The organism is Klebsiella sp. CN_Kp088 (assembly GCF_040064335.1).
In the GTDB taxonomy this organism is placed as follows: Bacteria; Pseudomonadota; Gammaproteobacteria; order Enterobacterales; family Enterobacteriaceae; genus Klebsiella; species Klebsiella aerogenes.
The window spans coordinates 1-17859 of the sequence record NZ_JBEAIQ010000042.1 but is presented as its reverse complement, the minus strand read 5'-3'; the positions used below and the strand labels follow the sequence as shown (position 1 = coordinate 17859).

The 17859-nt window shown below is 52.3% G+C and carries 12 protein-coding genes and 4 tRNA genes; 1 reads left to right on the top strand and 15 read right to left on the bottom strand.

Features of this window, described 5'->3' with window-relative positions; translation table 11 throughout:
• Positions 1 to 111: 111 nt before the first annotated feature.
• From rpoC to ABLV08_RS23545, 13 genes are all read right to left on the bottom strand, one after another.
• The gene (gene rpoC, locus ABLV08_RS23605) at positions 112 to 4335 is read right to left on the bottom strand and encodes a DNA-directed RNA polymerase subunit beta' (RefSeq protein WP_348856314.1); all 4224 of its coding nucleotides are present in this window, start codon (positions 4333 to 4335) and stop codon (positions 112 to 114) included.
• Positions 4336 to 4411: 76 nt separating this feature from the next.
• Complete coding sequence (gene rpoB / locus ABLV08_RS23600; RefSeq protein WP_015704004.1) at positions 4412 to 8440, bottom strand: DNA-directed RNA polymerase subunit beta; 4029 nt, start codon at positions 8438 to 8440, stop codon at positions 4412 to 4414.
• A gap of 324 nt (positions 8441 to 8764) precedes the next feature.
• A complete protein-coding gene (rplL, locus tag ABLV08_RS23595; RefSeq protein WP_003033114.1) occupies positions 8765 to 9130 on the bottom strand; it encodes a 50S ribosomal protein L7/L12 in 366 nt (121 codons plus the stop codon).
• A 66-nt stretch (positions 9131 to 9196) separates the two neighbouring features.
• The gene (rplJ, locus tag ABLV08_RS23590) at positions 9197 to 9694 is read right to left on the bottom strand and encodes a 50S ribosomal protein L10 (protein WP_004097644.1); all 498 of its coding nucleotides are present in this window, start codon (positions 9692 to 9694) and stop codon (positions 9197 to 9199) included.
• Between the two features lie 291 nt (positions 9695 to 9985).
• Entirely contained in the window at positions 9986 to 10690 is a 705-nt protein-coding gene (gene rplA / locus ABLV08_RS23585) for a 50S ribosomal protein L1 (RefSeq protein WP_015368826.1), read from the bottom strand.
• A gap of 3 nt (positions 10691 to 10693) precedes the next feature.
• Entirely contained in the window at positions 10694 to 11122 is a 429-nt protein-coding gene (gene rplK, locus ABLV08_RS23580) for a 50S ribosomal protein L11 (protein WP_008808007.1), read from the bottom strand.
• A gap of 156 nt (positions 11123 to 11278) precedes the next feature.
• On the bottom strand, positions 11279 to 11824 hold the full coding sequence (gene nusG, locus ABLV08_RS23575) for a transcription termination/antitermination protein NusG (protein WP_007665882.1): 546 nt from the start codon (positions 11822 to 11824) through the stop codon (positions 11279 to 11281).
• A gap of 1 nt (position 11825) precedes the next feature.
• Positions 11826 to 12209 carry a preprotein translocase subunit SecE gene (gene secE, locus ABLV08_RS23570; protein ID WP_015368827.1) on the bottom strand — a complete coding sequence of 128 codons (384 nt, stop codon included), beginning with the start codon at positions 12207 to 12209 and terminating at the stop codon, positions 11826 to 11828.
• A gap of 232 nt (positions 12210 to 12441) precedes the next feature.
• The gene (tuf, locus tag ABLV08_RS23565; RefSeq protein ID WP_015368828.1) at positions 12442 to 13626 is read right to left on the bottom strand and encodes an elongation factor Tu; all 1185 of its coding nucleotides are present in this window, start codon (positions 13624 to 13626) and stop codon (positions 12442 to 12444) included.
• Positions 13627 to 13741: 115 nt separating this feature from the next.
• Positions 13742 to 13817, bottom strand: a tRNA-Thr gene (locus tag ABLV08_RS23560).
• Positions 13818 to 13822: 5 nt separating this feature from the next.
• A tRNA-Gly gene (locus tag ABLV08_RS23555) sits at positions 13823 to 13897 on the bottom strand.
• 115 nt (positions 13898 to 14012) lie between these two features.
• A tRNA-Tyr gene (locus tag ABLV08_RS23550) sits at positions 14013 to 14097 on the bottom strand.
• A 10-nt stretch (positions 14098 to 14107) separates the two neighbouring features.
• Positions 14108 to 14183 (bottom strand) — tRNA-Thr (locus tag ABLV08_RS23545).
• Between the two features lie 430 nt (positions 14184 to 14613).
• Between ABLV08_RS23545 and coaA the strand changes: the two genes are divergently transcribed.
• Positions 14614 to 15564, top strand: a complete 951-nt coding sequence (coaA, locus tag ABLV08_RS23540) for a type I pantothenate kinase (protein WP_026612434.1) — start codon at positions 14614 to 14616, stop codon at positions 15562 to 15564.
• Between the two features lie 26 nt (positions 15565 to 15590).
• On the opposite strand, the gene birA is transcribed toward coaA, so the two are convergent.
• Together birA and murB are read right to left on the bottom strand one after the other, a co-directional pair.
• A complete protein-coding gene (gene birA, locus ABLV08_RS23535; protein WP_015368831.1) occupies positions 15591 to 16553 on the bottom strand; it encodes a bifunctional biotin--[acetyl-CoA-carboxylase] ligase/biotin operon repressor BirA in 963 nt (320 codons plus the stop codon).
• Complete coding sequence (gene murB, locus ABLV08_RS23530; RefSeq protein ID WP_032710039.1) at positions 16550 to 17578, bottom strand: UDP-N-acetylmuramate dehydrogenase; 1029 nt, start codon at positions 17576 to 17578, stop codon at positions 16550 to 16552. The genes birA and murB overlap by 4 nt, the downstream gene beginning before the upstream one ends.
• Positions 17579 to 17859: the final 281 nt, after the last annotated feature.

The window sequence follows — 17859 nt, the reverse complement described above, 5'->3', positions numbered from 1 at the left end:
CGGTAATTACATTAAATAAATGTAATTTATTTTAGGTGAGATAAATCGACAGGTAATAAAAAAGCCAGTCAGGAAACCTGACTGGCTTTTAAGCGCTTAACGAATCAACGATTAATCGTTATCAGAACCGCCCAGGCCTGCGTTCAGCAGTTCTGCCAGGTTGGCAGAGGCTTCTTCTACGCTCACCTGCGGCGCAACTGGCTGTTCGCCCGCTGCGCGACGGCGCATACGATCCTGGTGGTACGCATAACCGGTACCTGCCGGGATCAGACGACCCACGATGACGTTCTCTTTCAGACCGCGCAGTTCGTCGCGTTTGCCCGCAACGGCTGCTTCGGTCAGCACGCGAGTGGTCTCCTGGAACGATGCCGCGGAGATGAAGGACTCGGTTGCCAGAGACGCTTTGGTGATACCCAGCAGGTCGCGGGAATAGGTTGCCGCAACTTTGCCATTCGCTTCAAGCTCGCGGTTAGCGATCTTAACGCGGGAGTATTCAACCTGCTCACCTTCGAGGAAGTCGGAGCTACCAGCACTTTCGATGGTCGCTTTACGCAGCATCTGACGAACGATAACTTCAATGTGCTTATCGTTAATCTTAACGCCTTGCAGACGATAAACGTCCTGCACTTCGTTGGTGATGTAACGCGTTACCGCGTGTACGCCACGAAGACGCAGAATGTCGTGCGGCGCTTCCGGACCGTCGGAAACCACGTCACCACGTTCTACACGTTCACCTTCGAACACGTTCAGCTGACGCCATTTCGGAATCATCTCTTCGTACGGTTCGCTACCGTCTACCGGGGTGATAACCAGACGACGTTTCCCTTTGGTTTCTTTACCGAAGGAAATGATGCCGCTGATTTCAGCCAGGATTGCCGGCTCTTTCGGACGACGTGCTTCGAACAGGTCCGCAACGCGCGGCAGACCACCGGTGATATCCTTGGTACCGCCAGATTCCTGCGGAACACGCGCCAGGGTGTCACCAGAGCTGATCTGTACGCCATCTTCCAGCTGAACAATCGCTTTACCCGGCAGGAAGTACTGAGCAGGCATATCGGTGCCTGGGATCAGAACGTCGTTGCCCTGAGCATCAACAATTTTCAGCGCCGGACGCAGATCTTTACCACCGGAGGTACGTTCCGCGGAATCCAGAACCACCAGCGAAGACAGACCGGTCAGCTCGTCGGTCTGACGAGTAATGGTCTGGCCGTCGATCATGTCAGTGAAGCGGACGAAACCACTCACTTCGGTGATAACCGGCATGGTATGCGGATCCCAGTTTGCAACGGTTTCACCGCCAGCAACCTGTTCGCCGTCGCCTTTAGCCATAACGGAGCCGTAAGGCACTTTATAGCTTTCTTTGGTACGACCGAATTCGTCGATCAGCTTCAGTTCGGTGTTACGCGAGGTGATAACCAGTTTACCGCTGGAGTTCACAACCGACTTCGCATTGCTCAGACGGATGCTACCTTTGTTTTTCACCTGGATGCTGGATTCAGCAGCCGCACGAGATGCCGCACCACCGATGTGGAACGTACGCATCGTCAGCTGTGTACCCGGCTCACCGATGGACTGTGCCGCGATAACGCCGATAGCCTCACCTTTGTTGATGAGGTGGCCACGCGCCAGGTCACGACCGTAGCAGTGCGCACATACACCAAAGTCGGTGTCACAGGATACAACGGAACGAACTTTGACGGAGTCAACGGAGTTCTCTTCCAGCAGGTCACACCAGTGCTCGTGCAGCAGCGTGTTGCGTGGAACCAGAATGTCCGCGGTACCCGGCTTCAGAACGTCTTCAGCAGTCACACGACCCAATACGCGATCGCGCAGCGGCTCTTTAACGTCGCCACCTTCGATAACCGGCGTCATGGTGATGCCTTCCAGGGTGCCACAGTCGTCTTCAGTGACAACCAGGTCCTGCGCAACGTCAACCAGACGACGAGTCAGGTAACCGGAGTTCGCAGTCTTCAGTGCGGTATCCGCCAGACCTTTACGAGCACCGTGGGTGGAGATGAAGTACTGGAGTACGTTCAGACCTTCACGGAAGTTCGCGGTGATCGGCGTTTCGATGATGGAGCCATCCGGCTTCGCCATCAGACCACGCATACCAGCCAGCTGACGAATCTGTGCCGCAGAACCACGCGCACCGGAGTCGGCCATCATGTAGATGCTGTTGAAGGAAACCTGCTGCTCTTCCTGACCGTCACGGTTAATCACGGTTTCGGTTTGCAGGTTATCCATCATCGCTTTGGATACACGATCGTTCGCCGCAGCCCAGATATCGATAACTTTGTTGTAGCGTTCGCCCGCGGTGACCAGACCAGACTGGAACTGTTCCTGAATCTCAGCAACTTCAGCTTCCGCTTCGCTGATGATTTCGTATTTTTTCTCCGGGATGACCATGTCATCAATACCAACGGACGCACCTGAACGCGCTGCATAAGCAAAGCCGGTGTACATCGTCTGGTCCGCAAAAATAACGGTCGGTTTCAGACCCAGAATACGGTAACAGGTGTTCAGCATCTTGGAGATCGCTTTCTTACCGAGCGCCTGGTTCACGATAGAGAACGGCAGACCTTTCGGCACGATCATCCACAGAATGGCACGGCCGATGGTCGTGTCTTTCAGGCTGGTCTTCGCGACGAATTCACCATTGTCGTCTTTTTCGTATTCGGTGATACGCACTTTAACGCGCGCATGCAGAGAGGCCAGACCGGCGCGATAAATACGCTCCGCTTCTTTCGGGCCAGTCAGCACCATGCCTTCGCCTTTGGCGTTAACACAGTCACGGGTCATGTAGTACAGACCCAGTACAACGTCCTGAGACGGAACGATGATTGGTTCGCCGTTCGCCGGGGACAGGATGTTGTTGGTAGACATCATCAGCGCACGCGCTTCCAGCTGGGCTTCCAGCGTCAGCGGTACGTGAACAGCCATCTGGTCACCATCGAAGTCGGCGTTATATGCCGCACAAACCAGCGGGTGCAGCTGAATAGCTTTACCTTCGATCAGAACCGGTTCGAACGCCTGGATACCCAAACGGTGCAGTGTTGGCGCACGGTTCAGCAGTACCGGGTGTTCGCGGATAACTTCGTCCAGGATATCCCAAACGACGGCTTCTTCGCGCTCAACCATTTTCTTAGCGGCTTTGATGGTGGTGGCCAGGCCACGCAGTTCCAGCTTGCCGTAGATGAACGGTTTGAACAGCTCCAGCGCCATTTTCTTCGGCAGACCGCACTGATGCAGACGCAGGTATGGACCTACGGTGATTACAGAACGACCGGAGTAGTCAACACGCTTACCGAGCAGGTTCTGACGGAAACGACCCTGTTTACCTTTGATCATATCGGCCAAAGATTTCAGAGGACGTTTGTTGGAACCGGTGATCGCACGACCGCGACGACCGTTATCCAGCAGGGCGTCGACCGCTTCCTGCAGCATACGTTTTTCGTTGCGTACGATGATGTCCGGCGCAGCCAGATCCAGCAGACGTTTCAGACGGTTGTTACGGTTAATGACGCGACGATACAGATCGTTCAGGTCAGAAGTCGCAAAACGACCACCATCCAGCGGAACCAGCGGACGCAGATCTGGCGGCAGAACCGGCAGAACGGTCAGGATCATCCACTCCGGCTTGTTGCCAGACTGAACGAAGGCTTCCAGCAGCTTAATGCGCTTGGTCAGCTTTTTACGCTTGGTTTCGGAGTTGGTTTCGTTCAGCTCTTCACGCAGCTGCTCGCACTCTTGCTCCAGGTCCATGCTTTTCAGCAGGGCCTGAATAGCTTCGGCGCCCATCTTCGCGTCGAATTCGTCACCGAACTCTTCCAGCGCGTCCAGGTACTGCTCTTCAGTCAGAATCTGGTTGCGTTCGAGGTTGGTCATGCCTCCTTCGATAACAACATAAGATTCAAAGTACAGTACGCGTTCGATATCACGCAGCGGCATATCCAGCAGCAGACCGATACGGGACGGCAGAGACTTCAGGAACCAGATGTGGGCAGTCGGAGACGCCAGCTCGATGTGGCCCATGCGCTCACGACGCACTTTGGTCTGGGTCACTTCAACGCCGCACTTCTCACAGATAACACCACGGTGTTTCAGGCGCTTGTACTTACCGCACAGGCACTCATAGTCTTTTACTGGCCCGAAAATACGAGCGCAGAACAGACCGTCACGTTCTGGCTTGAACGTACGGTAGTTAATGGTTTCCGGCTTTTTAACTTCACCGAAAGACCATGAACGGATCATGTCTGGCGATGCCAGAGCAATTTTGATCGCATCAAACTCTTCGGTTTTAGTTTGCGCTTTCAGAAACTTTAATAAGTCTTTCACGGATTTGCTCCCGTCGGAGTTAGCACAATCTGGCGCCGGGTTTTACCCCGGCACCAGTGACCTGTTTGAGCGAGAGTTACTCGTCTTCCAGTTCGATGTTGATGCCCAGCGAGCGGATTTCTTTCAACAGTACGTTGAAGGATTCCGGCATGCCCGGTTCCATCTGGTGGTTGCCGTCCACGATGTTTTTATACATCTTGGTACGACCGTTCACGTCATCAGACTTAACGGTGAGCATTTCCTGCAGGGTGTAGGCCGCGCCGTATGCTTCCAGCGCCCACACTTCCATCTCACCGAAGCGCTGACCACCGAACTGCGCCTTACCACCCAGCGGCTGCTGAGTAACCAGGCTGTAAGAACCGGTGGAACGAGCGTGCATTTTGTCGTCGACCAGGTGGTTCAGTTTCAGCATGTACATGTAACCTACGGTTACCGGACGTTCGAACTGTTCACCGGTGCGGCCGTCAAACAGAGTGATCTGACCGGAAGTCGGCAGATCGCCCAGCTGCAGCAGCTCTTTGATTTCAGCTTCTTTCGCACCGTCGAATACCGGCGTTGCGATCGGCATGCCTTTACGCAGGTTTTCAGCCAGACGCAGAACTTCTTCATCGCTGAAGGTATTCAGGTCAACTTTCTGGCGAACGTCAGCGCCCAGATCGTAAGCACGCTGGATGAATTCGCGCAGTTTCGCGACTTCTTGCTGCTGTTTCAGCATGGCGTTGATCTTATCGCCGATGCCTTTCGCAGCCATACCCAGGTGAGTTTCCAGGATCTGACCGATGTTCATACGAGACGGTACGCCCAGCGGGTTCAGTACGATATCTACCGGCGTACCGTTAGCATCGTGCGGCATATCTTCGATCGGGTTGATCTTAGAGATAACACCCTTGTTACCGTGACGACCTGCCATCTTATCACCAGGCTGGATACGGCGTTTAACGGCCAGGTATACCTTAACAATCTTCAGCACGCCCGGTGCCAGATCGTCGCCTTGGGTGATTTTACGGCGTTTCGCTTCGAGTTTTTTCTCGAACTCGTGTTTCAGTTCGTCATACTGCTCAGCCAATTGCTCCAGCTGATTTTGTTTCTCTTCGTCGGTCAGGCCCAGTTCCAGCCAGCGATCGCGAGGCAGTTTGTCGAGCTTGTCAGCTTCAACGCCACCGGCAACCAGCACAGCGTAAATACGGCTGAACAGACCAGCTTCGAGGATCTGCAGTTCTTCAGACAGGTCTTTTTTAGCCTGCTTCAGCTGCATCTCTTCGATTTCAAGCGCACGCTTGTCTTTTTCTACGCCGTCACGGGTAAAGACCTGAACGTCGATAACGGTACCAGAGACACCGTTCGGTACGCGCAGAGAAGAATCTTTAACGTCAGACGCTTTCTCACCGAAGATCGCACGCAGCAGTTTCTCTTCCGGAGTCAGTTGGGTTTCACCTTTCGGCGTTACCTTACCAACCAGAATGTCGCCGCCGGTCACTTCCGCACCGATATAAACGATACCGGATTCATCCAGTTTGGAGAGCGCAGCTTCACCCACGTTCGGGATGTCAGCGGTGATCTCTTCCGGCCCCAGCTTGGTGTCACGGGACACGCACGCCAGTTCCTGAATGTGGATGGTGGTGAAACGGTCTTCCTGGACAACACGCTCGGATACGAGGATGGAGTCTTCGAAGTTGTAGCCGTTCCACGGCATGAACGCTACGCGCATGTTCTGACCCAGCGCCAGTTCACCGAGATCGGTGGACGGGCCGTCGGCCAGGACGTCGCCGCGTTCAATTGGTTCGCCCAGGGACACGCAAGGCATCTGGTTGATGCAGGTGTTCTGGTTAGAACGGGTGTACTTGGTCAGGTTATAGATGTCGATACCTGCTTCGCCCGGGTACATCTCGTCTTCGTTAACTTTGATAACGATACGGGAAGCATCCACGTACTGAACGGTACCGCCACGTTTAGCCACCGCAGTAACACCGGAGTCGACGGCAACAGCACGTTCCATACCGGTACCAACCAGCGGCTTATCAGCGCGCAGAGTCGGAACCGCCTGACGTTGCATGTTCGCACCCATCAATGCACGGTTGGCGTCATCGTGTTCCAGGAACGGGATCAGGGACGCACCGACGGATACCACCTGCTGGGTGGATACGTCCATGTAGTCAACCTGGTCGCGGCTGAACAAGCTGGATTCGCCTTTACTACGGCAGGTAACCAGATCTTCAACAAAGTGGCCTTCGTCATCCAGGTTGGAGTTCGCCTGAGCAATGACGTAGTTACCTTCTTCGATAGCAGACAGGTAATGAATTTCGTCGGTAACAACACCGTCGGTCACTTTACGATACGGGGTCTCAAGGAAACCGTATTCGTTAGTCTGTGCGTACACGGACAGGGAGTTGATCAGACCGATGTTCGGACCTTCAGGCGTTTCGATTGGACATACGCGACCGTAGTGAGTCGGGTGTACGTCTCGAACTTCGAAGCCTGCGCGTTCACGGGTCAGACCGCCTGGGCCGAGTGCGGAGATACGACGTTTGTGCGTAATCTCAGACAGCGGGTTGTTCTGGTCCATAAACTGGGACAGCTGGCTGGAACCAAAGAACTCTTTCACTGCTGCGGAAATCGGCTTGGCGTTGATCATATCCTGAGGCATCAGGGTATCCAGATCGCCCAGAGACAGACGCTCTTTAACCGCACGCTCTACACGCACCAGGCCAACGCGGAACTGGTTTTCCGCCATTTCGCCAACGGAACGGATACGACGGTTGCCGAGGTGGTCGATATCATCGACTTCGCCTTTACCGTTACGGATATCGATGAGCTTCTTCATCACTTCGATGATGTCGTCTTTGCTCAGGATACCGGAACCTTCGATTTCGTCGCGCAGCAGAGAACGGTTGAACTTCATACGACCAACCGCGGACAGATCGTAGCGGTCTTCGGAGAAGAACAGGTTCTCAAACAGGCTTTCAGCCGCTTCACGAGTCGGCGGCTCACCCGGGCGCATCATGCGGTAGATTTCTACCAGCGCGCTCAGACGATCGTTGGTCGGGTCGACGCGTACAGTTTCAGAAATGTACGGACCGTGGTCCAGATCGTTGGTGAACAGCGTTTCGATACGCTTGTGGCCGGACTGGCTCAGTTTAGCCAGCAGATCCAGGCTCAGCTCCATGTTCGCCGGGCAGATCAGTTCGCCGGTCGCTTCGTCGATGTAGTCTTTAGAAGCAACTTTACCCGCGATGTACTCAACCGGAACTTCGATATGTTTGATATCGTCTTTTTCCAGCTGGCGAATATGGCGCGCGGTAATACGACGGCCTTTCTCAACGTACACTTTACCGTTGGCTTCGATATCGAAGGAGGCGGTTTCACCGCGCAGACGCTCCGGTACCAGCTCCATCTGCAGCTTGTTGTCGCGAATTTCAAAGACCACTTTCTCGAAGAACAGGTCAAGGATCTGCTCAGTGGTGTAATTCAGCGCGCGCAGAATGATGGTTGCAGGCAGTTTACGACGACGGTCGATACGAACGAACAGGTTGTCTTTCGGGTCGAATTCGAAGTCCAGCCAGGAACCACGGTAAGGGATGATACGTGCGTTATACAGGACCTTACCGGAAGAGTGAGTCTTACCTTTGTCACTGTCAAAGAAGACGCCCGGGCTACGGTGCAGCTGAGAAACGATAACACGCTCGGTACCGTTGATAACGAAGGTACCGTTGTCGGTCATGAGCGGGATTTCGCCCATGTAGACTTCTTGTTCTTTAATGTCTTTAACGGTGCCTTCCGGCGCTTCGCGCTCGTAGATCACCAGACGCAGTTTTACGCGCAGCGGTGCGGAATACGTCACGCCACGGATCTGACATTCTTTAACATCAAAAACAGGTTCGCCCAGACGGTAGCTGACGTACTGCAGCTCTGAATTACCGCTGTAGCTCTGAATCGGGAATACGGAACGGAAGGCTGCTTCCAGACCATACTGCCCTTCAGGATCTTGCTCGATAAACTTCTGGAACGAGTCAAGCTGGATAGAAAGGAGATAAGGCACATCCAGAACTTGTGGACGTTTACCAAAATCCTTACGAATACGTTTTTTCTCGGTATAGGAGTAAACCATAGGGTTCCTCAGCTCGCTGACAAGTCGACCCATCTGCCCGGAAAGGGCAGTTTTTTATGCAACACTATTTTGTTGACCGGAAAATGGAACACTTTCCGCAATGCCTGTTGCTATCACGCTTAAACCATTTCATTGCGATTTACACAGCCCAGGAACCCTAACCTGTCGCAGTATATTAAGTCGTCGATAGAAACAAGCATTGTGAGGCAAACCAGCAGTCAAACAGTGTGAAATGCTACTGGCGCCTTACAGCGCAAAAAGGCTGGTGACTAAAAAGTCACCAGCCTCAGCCTAATTTCTCAGGCTGCAACCGGAAGGGTTGGCTTATTTAACTTCAACTTCAGCGCCAGCTTCTTCCAGAGATTTTTTCAGAGCTTCAGCGTCGTCTTTGCTGATGCCTTCTTTCAGTGCAGCCGGTGCAGATTCTACCAGGTCTTTAGCTTCTTTCAGACCCAGGCCAGTCGCGCCACGTACTGCTTTGATAACAGCAACTTTGTTAGCGCCAGCAGCTTTCAGAATTACGTCGAATTCAGTTTTTTCTTCAGCAGCTTCAGCCGGGCCAGCAGCTACAGCTACAGCAGCAGCAGCGGAAACACCGAATTTTTCTTCCATTGCAGAGATCAGCTCAACAACGTCCATTACGGACATAGCGGATACTGCTTCAATGATTTGATCTTTAGTGATAGACATTTAAATTGTTCCTGAATATCAGAATAAGTTTATACGTAAGCGAGTGCTTTACAAAGATAACTGCGATTAAGCAGCTTCTTTCGCATCGCGTACAGCAGCCAGAGTACGAACCAGTTTGCCAGCCGAAGCTTCTTTCATGGTTGCCATCAGGCGTGCAATTGCTTCTTCGTAGGTCGGCAGAGTTGCCAGGCGGTCGATTTGCGACGCCGGGATCAGCTCACCTTCAAAGGCAGCGGCTTTGACCTCAAATTTTGCATTCGCTTTCGCGAACTCTTTGAACAGACGAGCAGCAGCGCCCGGGTGTTCCATAGAGTATGCAATCAGGGTCGGACCAACAAACGTGTCTTTCAGGCACTCGAACGGAGTACCTTCAACGACGCGGCGCAGCAGGGTGTTACGAACAACACGCATGTAAACGCCAGCTTCACGACCTGCTTTACGCAGTTCAGTCATTTTATCTACAGTTACGCCACGGGAATCCGCAACTACTGCAGACAGCGCGCCTTTGGCTACTTCGCTGACTTCAGCAACAATCGCTTGTTTGTCTTGAAGATTTAAAGCCATTAGCTTTGCTCCTGGATGTTTGCCAGAGCTTATGCTCTGGAACTCACTTCACTCTATTCAACGAATAGAGCGTCTTAATACGGTGAGCAGAAACAAGCCAGAGTATCCAAAAAATAATCTTAGCGTTCTGTCACCGTCTACGCAGGGGATTAAGTTTCTTACGAAACACCTGCGGTCTTCGACGGAGGCCTGGATAGGCCAGGCTCCAACGAACAAATCTGTTAGCCGCTAACTTTCGTTAGCAAACGTGGGGGTAAGATTGTAGACAAAATCACCGCCCACGTAAAGGCATTAGTTTGCAGAAGCGTTCAGGCCAGCCTGATCTACTGCAACACCTGCACCCATGGTGGTGGAGATGCTAACTTTCTTGATGTACACGCCTTTAGCCTGAGTCGGTTTTGCTTTTTTCAGCGCAACCAGCAGAGCTTCCAGGTTTTCTTTCAGTTTGTCAGCGTCAAAGTCCACTTTACCGATGGTGGTGTGGATGATGCCGTTTTTGTCGTTACGATAACGAACCTGACCTGCTTTAGCATTCTTAACCGCTTCAGCAACGTTAGGAGTTACAGTACCAACTTTCGGGTTTGGCATCAGGCCGCGCGGGCCCAGAACCTGGCCCAGCTGGCCAACAACGCGCATTGCATCCGGGGAAGCAATAACAACGTCAAAGTTCATTTCGCCTTTCTTGATCTGGTCAGCCAGATCTTCCATACCTACCAGCTCGGCGCCTGCAGCTTTAGCAGCTTCAGCGTTCGGGCCCTGTGCAAATACGGCAACGCGAACAGAACGGCCAGTACCGTGCGGCAGTACAGTTGCACCACGTACGTTCTGGTCAGATTTACGAGCATCGATGCCCAGGTTTACAGCAACGTCAACGCTTTCAACGAACTTAGCGGTCGCCAGTTCTTTCAGCAGAGAGATGGCTTCGTTGATGTCATACTGTTTAGTTGCATCAACTTTCTCACGAATCACGGACATGCGCTTGGTCAGTTTAGCCATTTCTTAGTCCTCCACTACCAGGCCCATGGAACGTGCAGTACCTTCGATGGAGCGAGTCATCGCTTCAATGTCGGCACCAGTCATGTCGGCAGCTTTGGTCTGCGCGATTTCCTGCAGCTGAGCGCGGGAAATTTTACCAACTTTATCTTTGTTCGGCTTACCGGAGCCGGACTTGATACCAGCCGCTTTTTTCAGCAGAACTGCTGCCGGCGGAGTTTTGGTAACGAAAGTGAAAGAACGGTCAGCGTAAACGGTGATAACAACCGGGATTGGCAGACCTTTTTCCATGGATTCGGTTTTTGCGTTGAACGCTTTGCAGAATTCCATGATGTTAACGCCCTGCTGACCCAGTGCTGGACCAACCGGCGGACTCGGGTTTGCCATACCAGCTGCAACCTGCAGCTTGACGTAGGCTTGTACTTTCTTAGCCATTCTTAAATCCTCGAATTGGGTATTAACGCTTCAGAGAAGCTCCCCGTGATTAAACATCGTTTTACGGGCCAGGCCCATAAAAACAAAAGGCGCGAAATTGTATTCCAATTTCGCGCCCTATGCAACGATTAAATCGCTGTTTTTTTGATCGCCGGCTTACGCCTTCTCAACCTGGCCGAAGTCCAGTTCTACCGGAGTCGCACGACCGAAGATAGAAACGGAAACTTTCAGGCGAGACTTCTCGTAGTCCACTTCTTCAACAACGCCGTTAAAGTCAGCAAACGGACCATCGTTGACGCGAACCATTTCGCCCGGCTCAAACAGCGTTTTCGGACGCGGCTTATCGCCAACCTGCTGCAGACGGTTCATGATGGCATCGACTTCTTTGTCGCTGATCGGCGCCGGACGGTCGGAAGTACCGCCGATGAAGCCCATCACGCGCGGGACGCTGCGCACCAGGTGCCAGCTCGCGTCGTTCATGACCATCTGAACCAGAACGTAGCCTGGGAAGAATTTGCGTTCGCTTTTGCGACGCTGGCCGCCACGGATTTCAACCACTTCTTCGGTTGGAACCATGACTTCGCCAAACAACTCTTCCATGTTGTGTAATTTGATATGTTCACGCAGCGAAGTAGCTACGCGACCTTCAAAACCGGAAAACGCCTGAACGACGTACCAGCGCTTTTTAGGAGCTTCAGACATCTCAGAACCTCAGGCCAGTGATAAAGGATACCAGGCGAACCAGAATACCATCCAGTCCCCACAGGATCAGTGACATTACTGCAGTTACGGCAGCAACAATCAGCGTGGTGTGCAGCGTTTCCTGGCGGGTCGGCCAGATCACTTTGCGGACTTCGGTTCTCGCTTCGCGGGCGAAAGCGACTGTCGCCTTACCTTTTGTCGTTAACAGAGCGACGCCACCGGCAGCAGCGATAAGAATCACCACAGCCAGCGCACGGATCGCCAGCATAATGTCGCGATAAAGGAAGTTGCCTACGATGGCTACAATCAGCAGCACGGCAACGATAACCCACTTCAACGCTTCCAGGCCGCGCCCGCTCCCTTGAGCTTCGGTATTCGCACTCATAAACCAACCTGTCACAAGAATTCAGACAAACATCTTCGCCCCGCATTAAATGCGAGGCGACCAAACCGAAATGCTCTGCTGCGTTTCGGACTTTACGCCCTCTTCAGAGCCTGTCTCAGCAATGATTATGACAAAAAAAATCACTGATGAGCCAGGTTCTGGTGTGAAAGCGTGCAAAAAGGGCATCAAATGATGCCCTTTTATTGCGCATTGCGTCAAATGTTATCAGCGATTAGCCGAGAACTTTAGCAACCACGCCCGCGCCAACGGTACGGCCGCCTTCACGGATTGCGAAACGCAGACCATCGTCCATCGCGATCGGGTGGATCAGGGTAACAACCATTTTGATGTTGTCGCCCGGCATTACCATCTCTACGCCTTCCGGCAGTTCGATGGTACCAGTCACGTCAGTAGTACGGAAGTAGAACTGCGGACGGTAGCCTTTGAAGAACGGAGTATGACGGCCGCCTTCGTCTTTGGACAGGATGTACACTTCAGATTCGAACTTGGTGTGCGGCTTGATGCTGCCCGGCTTAGCCAGTACCTGACCACGTTCGATTTCTTCACGTTTGATACCACGCAGCAGAACGCCTACGTTCTCACCAGCACGGCCTTCGTCCAGCAGTTTGCGGAACATTTCAACGCCAGTACAGGTGGTTTTCGCGGTGTCTTTGATACCAACGATTTCAACTTCTTCACCAACTTTGATGATACCGCGCTCTACACGACCGGTAACAACGGTACCACGACCGGAGATGGAGAATACGTCTTCGATCGGCAGCAGGAACGGCTTGTCAATCGCACGCTCTGGTTCTGGGATGTAAGAATCCAGGAAGCCAGCCAGTTCGATGATTTTCGCTTCCCACTCTGCGTCGCCTTCCAGCGCTTTCAGAGCAGAACCACGAACGATCGGAGTGTCGTCGCCCGGGAAATCGTACTGAGACAGCAGTTCACGAACTTCCATCTCAACCAGTTCCAGCAGCTCTTCGTCATCAACCATGTCGCATTTGTTCAGGAACACGATGATGTACGGAACGCCTACCTGACGACCCAGCAGGATGTGCTCACGAGTCTGCGGCATCGGGCCGTCAGTCGCAGCAACAACCAGGATCGCGCCATCCATCTGAGCAGCACCGGTGATCATGTTTTTAACATAGTCGGCGTGGCCCGGGCAGTCTACGTGCGCGTAGTGGCGAGTCGGGGTGTCATATTCAACGTGGGAAGTGTTGATGGTGATACCACGAGCTTTTTCTTCCGGCGCGTTATCGATCTGATCGAATGCGCGAGCAGCACCGCCGTAGGTTTTAGCCAGTACGGTAGTGATTGCAGCGGTCAGCGTTGTTTTACCATGGTCAACGTGGCCGATAGTACCGACGTTAACGTGCGGTTTTGTACGTTCAAACTTTTCTTTAGACATCGATTGTCCCTCTAAGACACGGATAAATCGGTGATATCACCACATCAACCAGGCAACATGCCCGACTTGTTGAATGCAATAAACAGAGAGAAACAGGGAAGGAGAGATAAAGAAGTGGTGCTGATACCCAGAGTCGAACTGGGGACCTCACCCTTACCAAGGGTGCGCTCTACCAACTGAGCCATATCAGCACGTCTGGAGCGGGCAGCGGGAATCGAACCCGCATCATCAGCTTGGAAGGCTGAGGTAATAGCCATTATACGATGCCCGCATCCTGAAACTCGGCTACCCAGTTCTTTCTGTAACAAAAAAGAGATTGCTCTCTTTAATGTTGAGCTGATTAGTTTACCCAACCAACTCCGGCTACGCAAAGCGTCGCCCGAAAGTGGTGGTGGGGGAAGGATTCGAACCTTCGAAGTCGATGACGGCAGATTTACAGTCTGCTCCCTTTGGCCGCTCGGGAACCCCACCCAAATTGTTATGGTGCCGACTACCGGAATCGAACTGGTGACCTACTGATTACAAGTCAGTTGCTCTACCTACTGAGCTAAGTCGGCATCAAGTAGCGCGCATTCTAGGGAGACCTGCGAGTTCATGCAACTAAAAATTTGCATAAAACGTTCTCTTGCTCACATTTTGTGCTCTTACGCGAAAAAACGGTGTAATTTCAAACAATGGAGTGCAAAAAAAGCGCATTCCTCAACGCAGAATTTGTTTCGCTGCGCCTGTCAGATATAAGAATGACGGTTTTTTCACCTGCAAATCCTGGTGGCAGGTGCGATCGCTAACCTGCAAAGATAGCAGACTCGCTTTCTCCCCTCTTTCTACTTATTCATCACTTGTGATGCTGCTATGAGAAAGCGCCCTTCGATGAGTTTTTTTCTTATTATTCCCGGCATTCTGGTGTTACCCTCCTGCCCATTGTCCTGATTAACTAGTGTGAAGCATCACCGCTACCTCTTTTTCGGTGATAGTAAGAACATGCTTATGAGCAAAAAAGAGCAGACGTTAATGACACCCTATCTACAATTTAACCGCAACCAATGGGCTGCACTTCGTGATTCCGTTCCGATGACGCTGACAGAGGAAGAAATCGCGCGGTTAAAAGGCATCAACGAAGATCTTTCGCTGGAAGAAGTCGCCGAGATCTATTTGCCGCTGTCACGTTTGCTCAATTTCTATATCAGTTCCAACCTCCGTCGCCAGGCGGTGCTTGAGCAATTTCTTGGCACCAACGGCCAGCGTATTCCTTACATCATCAGTATTGCAGGTAGCGTTGCGGTTGGTAAAAGTACTACAGCGCGTGTTTTACAGGCGCTGCTTAGCCGCTGGCCGGAACATCGTCATGTTGAACTGATAACTACCGATGGCTTCTTACATCCTAACTCGGTGTTAAAAGAACGCGGCTTGATGAAGAAAAAGGGCTTCCCGCAGTCCTATGATATGCATCGGTTGGTGAAGTTTGTTTCTGACCTGAAATCTGGCGTACCAAATGCCACCGCGCCGGTCTATTCCCATCTCATTTATGATGTTATTCCTGATGGTGATAAAACCGTTGCTCAACCGGATATTCTTATTCTGGAAGGTTTGAACGTTCTGCAGAGCGGGATGGATTATCCGCACGATCCGCATCATGTATTTGTCTCTGACTTTGTCGACTTCTCTATTTATGTCGATGCGCCGGAAGACTTATTAAAAAACTGGTATATCAACCGCTTCCTGAAATTCCGTGAAGGCGCTTTTACCGATCCGGATTCTTATTTCCATAATTACGCAAAACTCTCAAAAGACGAAGCGGTCAATATCGCCACTTCATTATGGAATGAGATCAACCTACTGAACTTAAAAGAAAATATATTACCAACCCGAGAGCGAGCAAGCTTGATTATGACCAAAAGCGAAAATCATTCGGTCGATCAAGTTCGCCTAAGGAAATAAAAAAGGGAGCGCAAGCTCCCTTTTGTTTATTCAGCGCTACGCAGCGATATCTCGCCTCCCACCCATGGTTTAATTACCCCATCCTGCTCGAGTAATAATGCCCCTTGAGCATCAATTCCGCGAGAAATACCAAATATTTCCTTATCACCAATAATCAGCTTCACCGGCCGATTAATAAAGTTATCCAGTTTTTCCCAGCGTGGCAGGTAAGGTGTTAAACCTTCCTGTTCGAATAGTTGCAAACCGGTACGTAATGCTTTCACCAGACGCGCCGTCAGGGTGTTACGGTCAATGAAGACTCCCGCCTCCTGGAGGCTGATCCACCCCTGATTGACAATGTCAGACTCAACGCGGCGCATCACGAGGTTGATACCAGCGCCGCTGACGATTTGCGCGGCATCACCGGTTTTGCCTGTCAGTTCTACCAGGATACCGGACAACTTGCGGTCCTGCAGATAGATATCATTCGGCCATTTGACCCGAACGTTATCCGCCCCCAGGCTCTGCAGTACTTCTGCAATCACAATACCGATCACCAGGCTCAAACCAATCGCAGCAGCAGGGCCTTGTTCCAGACGCCAGTACATGGAGAGATAAAGATTGGCCCCAAACGGTGAGAACCACTTACGGCCGCGACGACCTCGACCAGCCTGCTGATATTCAGCGACACAGGCATCACCTGACTTCAGTTCATCCAGACGATCCAGCAAATACTGGTTGGTGGAATCAATCACCGGCAGCACGGTAATGCGACCTTGTTCAATCTGGCCGGCAATCTTTTGCTCGTCCAGCAATTCAATCGGTTCAGGGAGGCTATAGCCCTTCCCTGGTACGGTAAACACATCAACACCCCAGTCGCGGAGCGTCTGCATATGCTTGTTAATTGCCGCGCGGCTCATCCCCAGGCGTTCGCCGAGTTGTTCGCCAGAGTGAAACTCACCATCCGCCAGAATAGAGATAAGCGTCAGGGGTACGGTATTGTCTTTCATGCAATCACCTCTTCCGCATTCACTTCACCGTTCTCTGCGATGAAGCGCACTTCAGGCTGGAGCCAAACGTTAAATTTCTCGCCAACCTGCTGGCGGACATAGTGGGCTAACCCTACGACATCATCGCTGGTCGCCTGGTTATCGTTGATCAGCACCAACGCCTGCTGACGGTGAACGGCAGCCCCACCGACCGTTTTGCCTTTTAGCTGGCACTGGTCGATAAGCCAACCGGCCGCCAGTTTAACGCTGCCGTCAGCCTGTGGATAATGCGGCGCGCCAGGGAATGCAGCCAGCAATGCCTGAGCAACCTGAGCACTGACGACCGGGTTTTTAAAGAAGCTACCGGCATTACCATTCACTTTAGGATCCGGTAACTTGGTCATACGCATGTGACAAACGGCATCGAATACCTGGCGTGGGGTAACAGTTTGCGGATCGAGGCGGGTTAAATCACCATAGGTCAGGACGGGCTGCCATGCTTTTTCCAGCCGTAGCCCAACAGCCACTATCGCGTAACGATCCTGATATTCATGTTTGAAAATACTGTCGCGATAGCCGAAACGGCACTCTGCGGCAGAAAGGCGCTGCTTGCGACCCGTCTCGAGTTCGATACAGTCTACGTATTCACATACTCGCTGCAGTTCGACACCATAGGCACCAATATTTTGAATTGGCGAAGATCCCGCGCAGCCAGGAATTAAGGCCAGGTTTTCCAGCCCAGGCATTCCATTTTCCAGCGCAAATTGCACCAGTTGATGCCAGTTTTCACCGGCGCCAACGTGCAAACGCCAGGCTTCAGACGTTTCGCTTACCTCGATCCCCATGATGCGGTTGATGATCACCGTGCCGGAATAGTCTTTCAGGAACAGAACGTTGCTTCCTTCTCCAAGGATCAGACAAGGTTGGTGTTCTGCAGCGGCGGCTTGCCAGGCAGCCAGCAACTGTTGTTCATTTTCAGCAAGTACAATTGCTTTGGCAGAATGGCTAATGCCAAAGGTATTCCAGGGTTTGAGGGAGAGGTTCATAGTGGCTTCCTGATGCAAAATCAGTATTAGTTTACCGTATCTGGCGAGGGAAGGCTTGCCTGAATAATATCGGTTCGGGGCCGGGTTCATCTCATCATGGGCGTGAATGAAGGGTGCCGGCAGGCAGGAGCCTTTCCCGGAGGCGGTGCTGCGCACCTTTTCCGGGCTACGGTTTTTGTAGCCCCGGTAAGCGCAGCGCCACCGGGGAAGATGGCGGCGCGTCTGACCGCAAAACACAAAAACAAAAGGCCCGGTCTTCCGACTGAGCCTTTCGTTTACGT

Excerpts from the sequence above, each read along its gene's own strand:
- secE (WP_015368827.1), bottom strand. The coding sequence starts at position 12,209 with ATGAGTGCGAATACCGAAGCTCAAGGGAGCGGGCGCGGCCTGGAAGCG.
- birA (WP_015368831.1), bottom strand. The coding sequence starts at position 16,553 with ATGAAAGACAATACCGTACCCCTGACGCTTATCTCTATTCTGGCGGAT.
- rplL (WP_003033114.1), bottom strand. The coding sequence starts at position 9,130 with ATGTCTATCACTAAAGATCAAATCATTGAAGCAGTATCCGCTATGTCC.
- rplJ (WP_004097644.1), bottom strand. The coding sequence starts at position 9,694 with ATGGCTTTAAATCTTCAAGACAAACAAGCGATTGTTGCTGAAGTCAGC.
- rplK (WP_008808007.1), bottom strand. The coding sequence starts at position 11,122 with ATGGCTAAGAAAGTACAAGCCTACGTCAAGCTGCAGGTTGCAGCTGGT.
- murB (WP_032710039.1), bottom strand. The coding sequence starts at position 17,578 with ATGAACCTCTCCCTCAAACCCTGGAATACCTTTGGCATTAGCCATTCT.
- tuf (WP_015368828.1), bottom strand. The coding sequence starts at position 13,626 with ATGTCTAAAGAAAAGTTTGAACGTACAAAACCGCACGTTAACGTCGGT.
- rplA (WP_015368826.1), bottom strand. The coding sequence starts at position 10,690 with ATGGCTAAACTGACCAAGCGCATGTCCGTGATTCGTGAGAAAGTTGAT.
- nusG (WP_007665882.1), bottom strand. The coding sequence starts at position 11,824 with ATGTCTGAAGCTCCTAAAAAGCGCTGGTACGTCGTTCAGGCGTTTTCC.
- rpoB (WP_015704004.1), bottom strand. The coding sequence starts at position 8,440 with ATGGTTTACTCCTATACCGAGAAAAAACGTATTCGTAAGGATTTTGGT.
- coaA (WP_026612434.1), top strand. The coding sequence starts at position 14,614 with ATGAGCAAAAAAGAGCAGACGTTAATGACACCCTATCTACAATTTAAC.